Origin of the sequence: Vibrio sp. V42_P2S4T144, assembly GCF_009904715.1 — a bacterium.
GTDB classification, from domain to species: domain Bacteria; phylum Pseudomonadota; class Gammaproteobacteria; order Enterobacterales; family Vibrionaceae; genus Vibrio; species Vibrio alginolyticus.
The window spans coordinates 1-7,391 of sequence record NZ_WXWS01000462.1 but is presented as its reverse complement, the minus strand read 5'-3'; the positions used below and the strand labels follow the sequence as shown (position 1 = coordinate 7,391).

The window sequence follows — 7,391 nt, the reverse complement described above, 5'->3', positions numbered from 1 at the left end:
TAGCCATGCTCTTATAAGCGGAATAATAACGATCCAAAGGGAGCAAATGGGAGAATGTTTGGATGAGCAACGCGCCTTTAAATAACGGTCGCAGGCGTTTTCTAACCGCTACAACGGCAGTTGTTGGTGGGTTAGGGGCAGTCGCCGTCGCCGTGCCTTTTATCAAATCATGGAATCCGAGTGCTAAAGCCAAAGCGGCGGGCGCACCGGTGGAAGTGGATATAAGTAAAATTGAACCAGGTCAGCTGGTTCGTGTTGAGTGGCAGGGAAAACCTGTATGGATTGTTCGCCGCACTCAAAGCGTTCTGGATAACTTAAAATCGATCGGTGATAAGCTTCGCGATCCACAATCTGAAATGGAGCAGCAGCCTGAGTACGCTCAGAATGAGTTTCGTTCGATTAAGGAAGAGTTTTTCGTCGCAGTTGGTTTCTGTACCCACTTAGGTTGTTCACCAACCTATCTACCTGACTCTTTCTCAGAGCAGGTGCAGGGAGTAAGATCTGGCTTCTTCTGTCCTTGTCATGGTTCTAAGTTCGACATGGCTGGTCGAGTGTTCCAAGGAGTACCTGCTCCGTTGAACCTTGTCGTTCCTAAGCACATGTATTTGAGCGATACCAAGCTCATTGTGGGTGTTGATGAGGGAGATGCATAATGCAAGCAATGTTAGATTGGGTTGAAAAGCGTATTCCTGCAATGAATGCTTATAAAAAGCATTTGTCTGAATACCCAATGCCTAAGAACTTCAACTTTTGGTACCTTTTCGGTTCTCTGGCGATGCTGGTTCTTGTTAACCAAATCCTAACGGGTATTTGGCTAACGATGAACTATGTTCCTTCAGGTGACGGTGCATTTGCGTCTATCGAATACATTATGCGTGATGTAGAGTACGGTTGGCTTCTGCGTTACATGCATTCCACTGGCGCGTCAGCGTTTTTCGTTGTTGTGTATCTTCACATGTTCCGTGGTTTGATCTACGGTTCATACCAAAAACCTCGTGAACTATTGTGGATCTTCGGTATGTTGATCTTCCTTGTTCTCATGGCTGAAGCGTTCATGGGTTACCTACTTCCATGGGGTCAGATGTCATACTGGGGTGCGCAGGTAATCATTTCCCTGTTTGGTGCTATTCCTGTTATCGGTGATGACCTAACGCTTTGGATTCGTGGTGACTACATCATCTCTGGTGCAACGCTAAACCGTTTCTTCGCACTACACGTTATTGCACTGCCTATCGTTTTGCTTCTTCTTGTTGTTCTGCACGTATTGGCGCTGCACGAAGTAGGCTCAAACAACCCGGATGGTATCGAAACTAAGCTGCCAAAAGGCTCAATGGGCGATGATTACAAAACGCAATTCAAGTTCCATGATTACTACACGAAGAAATATGACATCATTGATTCTATTCCTTTCCATCCGTACGGCACGGTTAAGGACTTGGTCGGTGTCGCTGGTTTCTTGTTCTTCTTCTGTTACGTGCTGTTCTTTAACCCAGAAATGGGTGGGTACTTCCTTGAGCCGCCTAACTTTGAAGCTGCAAACCCACTGAAGACACCAGAGCATATTGCTCCGGTATGGTACTTCACGCCGTTCTACGCAATCTTACGTGCGGTTCCAGACAAACTATTAGGTGTTATCCTAATGGGCGCGTCAATTGCAGTGCTGTTTGTTCTACCTTGGTTGGATCGTTGTAAAGTTCGTTCATACCGTTACCGTAGCAAACTTCATCTGTTGAATATTGTACAGTTCACTATCGCCTTTATCGCTCTAGGTATTTTAGGTGCGTTACCTGTTACACCAACGTACACACTACTATCTCAGATCTTTAGCTTGTGTTACTTCATGTTCTTTGTGTTGCTGTTCTTCTACAGCAAAAATGAAGCAACCAAACCATTACCAGAGAGGGTGACATTCAAATGAAGAAGTGGATTGTAATTCTATTTGCTATGTTGCCATCACTAGCGATGGCAGCTGGGGCCAATGTTCCGCTGGATAAAGCGAATGTTGACCTTACGGATAAAGCTTCGCTACAAAACGGCGCGAAGTTGTTCATGAACTACTGTTTTGCTTGTCACTCTACGCAATACCAGCGTTACGAGCGTGTAGCAACAGACTTGGAAATTCCAACAGACTTAATGAAAGAAAACCTGATTTTCAATCCTGAAGCGAAAATCGGTGATCTAATGGTCAATGCTATGCCACCGAAGCAAGCGGCAAACTGGTTTGGTGCTCCACCACCAGATCTTACGTTGGTTGCACGAGTTCGTGGTGCTGATTGGTTATACACTTACTTACGCTCTTTCTATGTTGATCCATCTCGTCCATTCGGCGTGAACAACATCGTCTTCCCGAGTGTTGGTATGCCGCATGTGCTTGAAGAGCTACAGGGCATCCCGACGCCTATTTACGATACGAAAATCGTAGATGGCGAAGAAGTACAAGTTGTTGTTGGTACTGAAACCGATGGCACGGGTGAGCTGAGTGAAGGCGAATATGACAAAGCGGTTGGCGATCTCGTTAACTTCTTAGTTTATTCAGGTGACCCAGTGCAGCTTGAGCGTCATGCTCTAGGCTGGTGGGTAATGGGCTTCTTAGTGCTTCTAACCATCGTTGTTGTGATGCTCAAGAAAGAGTATTGGCGCGATGTGCATTAATTGTGCTAAAATACCGTGCTAATTCCCAATTTTAATTGATGTACAATGGAGGCTTAGCCTCCATTGTTTTTATTTGTAAGTGTACTGGAGGGCTCCATGGCTGTAGCTGCCAATAAACGTTCTGTGATGACTCTTTTCTCAAGTGCATCAGATTTGTATAGCCATCAGGTTCGCATTGTACTAGCTGAAAAAGGCGTAAGTGTTGAAGTTGAGCTTGTTGACGAAGCAAACCTTCCTGCTGAGCTTGTTGAGCTAAACCCATATAAATCAGTGCCAACTCTTGTTGACCGTGAGCTAGCTCTTTACGATTCAAAAATCATCATGGAGTACTTGGACGAGCGCTTCCCTCATCCACCTCTAATGCCGGTTTACCCTGTTGCTCGTGGCAACAGCCGCTTGATGATGTACCGTATCGAACGCAACTGGTATTCACTCGCTGAAAAAGTGATGAAAGGTAATGCGGAAGAATCAGAAAAAGCACGCACAAAGCTGCGTAATGATCTTCTGACGTTAGCGCCAATTTTTGCTGAATATGAGTACTTCATGAGCGAAGAATTCAGCTTGATCGATTGTTACCTAGCTCCACTATTGTGGCGTTTGCCTCAACTTGGTATCGATCTTGTTGGCCCAGGTTCAAAAGAAATCAAGGTATACATGAATCGCGTATTTGAACGTGATTCGTTCCTTGCTTCTTTGACTGAAGCTGAACGTGAAATGCGCCTAGTTCGCTAAGCGATTTAAAACACGTTATGGATATTGCAAAAATGACTGCTCGCCGCCCGTATATGCTTCGCGCATTTTACGAGTGGTTAGTAGACAATGACTTGACTCCTCACTTGGTTGTGGATGCAACAATGCCAGGGGTGCGTGTCCCGGTTGAATTTATTCAAGATGGTCAAATTATTTTGAATATTGCGCCACGTGCAGTGGGTAATCTTGAGTTAGGTAATGATGCGATTACCTTCCATGCTCGCTTTAGCGGTCGTCCGCACTCAGTGATCGTGCCTGTGTATGCTGTTCAAGCTATTTATGCACGTGAGAATGGTGCTGGTACTATGTTTGAACCAGAAGAAGCGTACACTCACATCGAAGAAGAAGCGATGACCGAGGAAGAATCATCCCCATCGTTCACAACGGTTAGTGATGAGCCTTCTGAGTTAGTTTCTGATTCAGATGCCGAAGAGGACGATGCTCCTCGACCAAAAGGCAAACCAAGCTTAAGAGTGATTAAATAATAAAAAAGCAGCGTAACGCTGCTTTTTTCTTTTTAACTTGTTGAAGATGATTTCAAGCCAGACTTTGGAAATTACTCACTAATCGTAAAGACTTCGACGTTCTCTTCACTTTCTGTGCTTGCCTCACTTTCTATTGTTTGTACACCGTCACTCGGTAAGTCTACTTCAACAGGCTCCATTTCGCCGTATTGGAACCCTTTAATGACTTGTTTTACGCCTGAGATATTACGCGCGATTTCTGTCGCTCGATCGCCTTGCTCTGGCGTGACATAACCAAACAGAAAAACATCGCCATCTTCGGTGATCACTTTAACCTTAACACCATTAAGCTCAGAATCAGTAAGCAAAGCTGACTTTACTTTGGTTGTGATCCAGCTGTCATTGCTAATCTGGGTAACAGTGAGTGGCTCTTTTTGTTTGATTTGATTGTGTATGACTTTTACACCACTAACTTCTCGAGCCCTTCGCTCTAAAGCAAGGATAAGGTCTTGTGTCGGAGCTTGTCCCATAAGGACTACAGTCCCATTATATGAACTGGCAACGACACGAACTTCACCTTTAAACGGTGCTTTATTGCCGATCGCCGCAACTTCGAATTCGATGTTATTGTCCTGCCAGATTTGTTTTGTCGTGCGTGTGTCCGTGACAATATTCGCTGTGGTTGCTGCACCTGCGATAAACAAACCTGCGCAACCACTTAAACTCAATGCTGTTAATAAGATAACGAGGCTACGTAGCATAATTCTGATTCTCAGTCTTGGTTACTCTTCGTGAGCAGGGAAAAGCACCTGGTCAATAAGATCACAAAGACAATGGAGTGTTACCATATGTACTTCGTGAATACGTGCAGTGCGGTGTGATGGAATACGAATTTCGACGTCGTTCTCACCGAGCAGTCCTGCCATCTCTCCGCCATCTTTTCCTGTTAGCGCGATAATCGTCATGTCTCGAGTTACGGCTGCTTCCATCGCTTTGATAATATTTTTACTGTTACCGCTAGTCGACATGGCAAGCAAAATGTCGCCTGGTTGACCAAACGCTCGTACCTGTTTTGAGAAGATTTCCTGGTAGTGGTAATCGTTGGCCACTGCGGTTAGGGTGGTATTATCGGCGGTTAAGGCCATTGCTGGTAGGCTAGGACGCTCAGTTTCAAAACGGTTTAAAAGACAAGAAACAAATTGTTGAGCGTTTGAAGCACTGCCGCCATTACCACAACATAAAATTTTATTGCCATTAAGCAGGCTCGACACCATCGCTTGAGCTGCATGAGTAATGGCATCAGGCAGCGCCTCTGCTGCTGCGATTTGAATTTGAATACTTTCTGTAAAGCTGTCTTTAATGCTATCTAGCATCGCTTATCCTTCAGAGATTGCGTTTTCTATCCAGTTGATATCTCGCCCATTATCATGAATGGCGATGACATCAAATCGATAATCGATATTGTGTTTTAAGCGCTTTTGTTGGCTAAGCCAAACTTGTGCGGTTTTGACTAGCTTGCGCATTTTAGCGTGCGTCACCATTTCTGCTGCCGAGCCAAAGTGATTGTTCTTACGGTATTTGACTTCAACAAACACAATAGTTTCACCTTGTTGGAAGATTAAATCAATCTCACCGACCTTAGTCAGAAAATTTTGTTCAATAAAGTTTAAGCCCTGGCGTTGTAAATACTGCTTCGCCAGAGCTTCATATTGATTTCCGATTTGGCGCTTGCTAAAGAGCCCCACGCTCAGCCCAGCTTAGCTCACGCTGTACAACACAATTATTGTCGATACTTAAAATACCGGTTTGGCCACCGACTGAGTAGCCCGGAACGACCTTCATTTGTGGCAGCTCCCCAATCAATTTATACGCATCCATACCCAGTGCTTTCAAACGTTTTTCCATGTTAGATTGCTCTGACCACAGCTCGTTCATTTCAGCGGTCACGCTAGGGTCTGGGTCAATCAGTAATGGGATATCGCTGTAGATGATGCCTGTTAGATCTTCGTAAGTCGCGCCGCCACTGTTGCTACGCGAGCTAGAGAAAATTTGTGGCGCTTTGGCGTCTGGGTTAATCGCTACCTCAATAAACGGCTTAATCAAAGTCAGTTCCGTGCTTCTAGCAACAATATAAACCGCATCGACATCACGACGGCTACGTGGCTGTGTTTCAAGCTTGATACGCATTAGTGATTGCATCTGAGCAATACGTTGTTTGCTTTCTTGCAGACCAAATACTTCATTGATGTCTTTTTGAAGTTGGCGCTTGTCACCAAAATAACTTGCTGCGACTTTATTAGAGCTGTACTTGCGCCACTCTTTGTTGAACGCTTCAGTTACACGTTCACCAAAGCTGCCCTTTGGTGCCAGAATCAGAGGGAAGTTATAGCCTTCGCTGAACAAGTGTTTCGCTGCTTGTGCGGCTTCTTGTTCCGGTGATAATGCCAAGTAGCAAATATTGCTATCTGGTTGCACATCTTCGGGAATATTTAGCGCAAGGGCTGGAATCGTAGGACCATTTTCTGAGCCATCCATGGTTGTGTGCAATAGCTCAACGTTCTCTTTTTCTAGAGGACCAACAACAAAATCGATGTTTTCATTGATCAAACGTTGTTTAATTTGGTCGGCGTTATACGCATTAGTGTCTATTACCGTGAGGGTAGCGCTTGGATCACGGTTACGATCATTCATCATCGCAAACACAAAACCATCACGAATTAATTGCGCTTGTGGCGAGAATTTACCAGTAAGCGGCAGTAACAAAGCGGTGTTGTTTGGTTTAACAATGTCTAGAGAGAGAATGTTTTGAATCTCTTCTGGTGTGTAGATAGCGGCTGGGTGAGATGGGTTCTCGTTTAACCAGCGTTCTAGGGTATTTTTTAGTTGGGATAAGTTGCCCGACAGCGTTTTCGCATAAATAGCGAGTTGTAGCCAACCATCCAAAACATCTTCATTTGGCTCTGTTTCTAATGAGGTCAGTTCGTACTCGGAGTAGCTGCCAAAGTTCATCCAAATACGGCTAGAAATCTCTCTCTGCTCCGCGGACGATGCATATTGGCCAAATGCAACCAGTTGGCGGTTTGCCTCAAACGCTTGGTTAAGACCTTGATAAGCGTCGGCACGCATCAAGTAATAGTCTTTCCATTGCTCATTTGGCAACTTCCACCAAGGTTTAAAATTCAACAATTGCAGCAACTGAGAGTAATTACCCTGTTTTTGCTGTATGGTCGCACGCGCTAGTTGCCACTCTGCTTGCTGAACTTCGGTTAACTGTTGACGAGCCAGGCGCTTGATCAACATTTCTGCTTGATCAAACTGGTTTGCTTGAATCGCGGCTTTGGTTGCCATGATCAACCAGTCATTTTGTAAACTGCCTTCCGTGCTATCAGCTTGGATCATATAGTTCTGAACAGACTGAGTAGGCTCAAGTGTTACATCAACGCCATCAGGCTGTCTTGGACCTGAAGAACAGGCGGCGAGCGTAATTGCTAGTGCAACAGGAGTAAGTATGCGTGGTACACTGAG

General features: G+C 44.9%; 9 protein-coding genes. 5 read left to right on the top strand and 4 right to left on the bottom strand.

The genetic code is table 11. From position 1 onward, the window contains the following. Positions 1–62: 62 nt before the first annotated feature. The 5 genes from petA (at position 63) to sspB (ending at position 3,887) form a co-directional block, all read left to right on the top strand. Positions 63–653 (top strand): ubiquinol-cytochrome c reductase iron-sulfur subunit, encoded by a 591-nt coding sequence (gene petA / locus CAG68_RS15515; protein ID WP_005372877.1) that lies wholly within the window; start codon positions 63–65, stop codon positions 651–653. After that, entirely contained in the window at positions 653–1,918 is a 1,266-nt protein-coding gene (locus tag CAG68_RS15510; protein WP_161441338.1) for a cytochrome b N-terminal domain-containing protein, read from the top strand. The genes petA and CAG68_RS15510 overlap by 1 nt, the downstream gene beginning before the upstream one ends. Further along, complete coding sequence (locus CAG68_RS15505; RefSeq protein WP_005372881.1) at positions 1,915–2,652, top strand: cytochrome c1; 738 nt, start codon at positions 1,915–1,917, stop codon at positions 2,650–2,652. The genes CAG68_RS15510 and CAG68_RS15505 overlap by 4 nt, the downstream gene beginning before the upstream one ends. A 96-nt stretch (positions 2,653–2,748) precedes the next feature. Beyond that, positions 2,749–3,384 carry a stringent starvation protein SspA gene (gene sspA, locus CAG68_RS15500; protein WP_005372897.1) on the top strand — a complete coding sequence of 212 codons (636 nt, stop codon included), beginning with the start codon at positions 2,749–2,751 and terminating at the stop codon, positions 3,382–3,384. Positions 3,385–3,401: 17 nt separating this feature from the next. Further along, the gene (gene sspB, locus CAG68_RS15495; RefSeq protein WP_005372898.1) at positions 3,402–3,887 is read left to right on the top strand and encodes a ClpXP protease specificity-enhancing factor; all 486 of its coding nucleotides are present in this window, start codon (positions 3,402–3,404) and stop codon (positions 3,885–3,887) included. A gap of 71 nt (positions 3,888–3,958) precedes the next feature. Here sspB and CAG68_RS15490 read toward each other — a convergent pair whose 3' ends face one another. The 4 genes from CAG68_RS15490 to CAG68_RS15475 all read right to left on the bottom strand — a co-directional run. Then, entirely contained in the window at positions 3,959–4,627 is a 669-nt protein-coding gene (locus CAG68_RS15490) for a BON domain-containing protein (RefSeq protein ID WP_005372899.1), read from the bottom strand. Positions 4,628–4,648: 21 nt separating this feature from the next. Then, on the bottom strand, positions 4,649–5,239 hold the full coding sequence (locus tag CAG68_RS15485; protein ID WP_005372901.1) for a phosphoheptose isomerase: 591 nt from the start codon (positions 5,237–5,239) through the stop codon (positions 4,649–4,651). Positions 5,240–5,242: 3 nt separating this feature from the next. Beyond that, positions 5,243–5,611 (bottom strand): YraN family protein, encoded by a 369-nt coding sequence (locus CAG68_RS15480; protein ID WP_005372903.1) that lies wholly within the window; start codon positions 5,609–5,611, stop codon positions 5,243–5,245. Then, a partial coding sequence (locus CAG68_RS15475) for a penicillin-binding protein activator (protein WP_161441337.1) occupies positions 5,598–7,391 on the bottom strand: 1,794 nt, incomplete at its 5' end. The genes CAG68_RS15475 and CAG68_RS15480, both read right to left, overlap by 14 nt.

Coding starts and splice junctions, on each gene's coding strand:
- petA (WP_005372877.1), top strand. CDS start 63: ATGAGCAACGCGCCTTTAAATAACGGTCGCAGGCGTTTTCTAACCGCT.
- CAG68_RS15510 (WP_161441338.1), top strand. CDS start 653: ATGCAAGCAATGTTAGATTGGGTTGAAAAGCGTATTCCTGCAATGAAT.
- CAG68_RS15505 (WP_005372881.1), top strand. CDS start 1,915: ATGAAGAAGTGGATTGTAATTCTATTTGCTATGTTGCCATCACTAGCG.
- sspA (WP_005372897.1), top strand. CDS start 2,749: ATGGCTGTAGCTGCCAATAAACGTTCTGTGATGACTCTTTTCTCAAGT.
- sspB (WP_005372898.1), top strand. CDS start 3,402: ATGGATATTGCAAAAATGACTGCTCGCCGCCCGTATATGCTTCGCGCA.
- CAG68_RS15490 (WP_005372899.1), bottom strand. CDS start 4,627: ATGCTACGTAGCCTCGTTATCTTATTAACAGCATTGAGTTTAAGTGGT.
- CAG68_RS15485 (WP_005372901.1), bottom strand. CDS start 5,239: ATGCTAGATAGCATTAAAGACAGCTTTACAGAAAGTATTCAAATTCAA.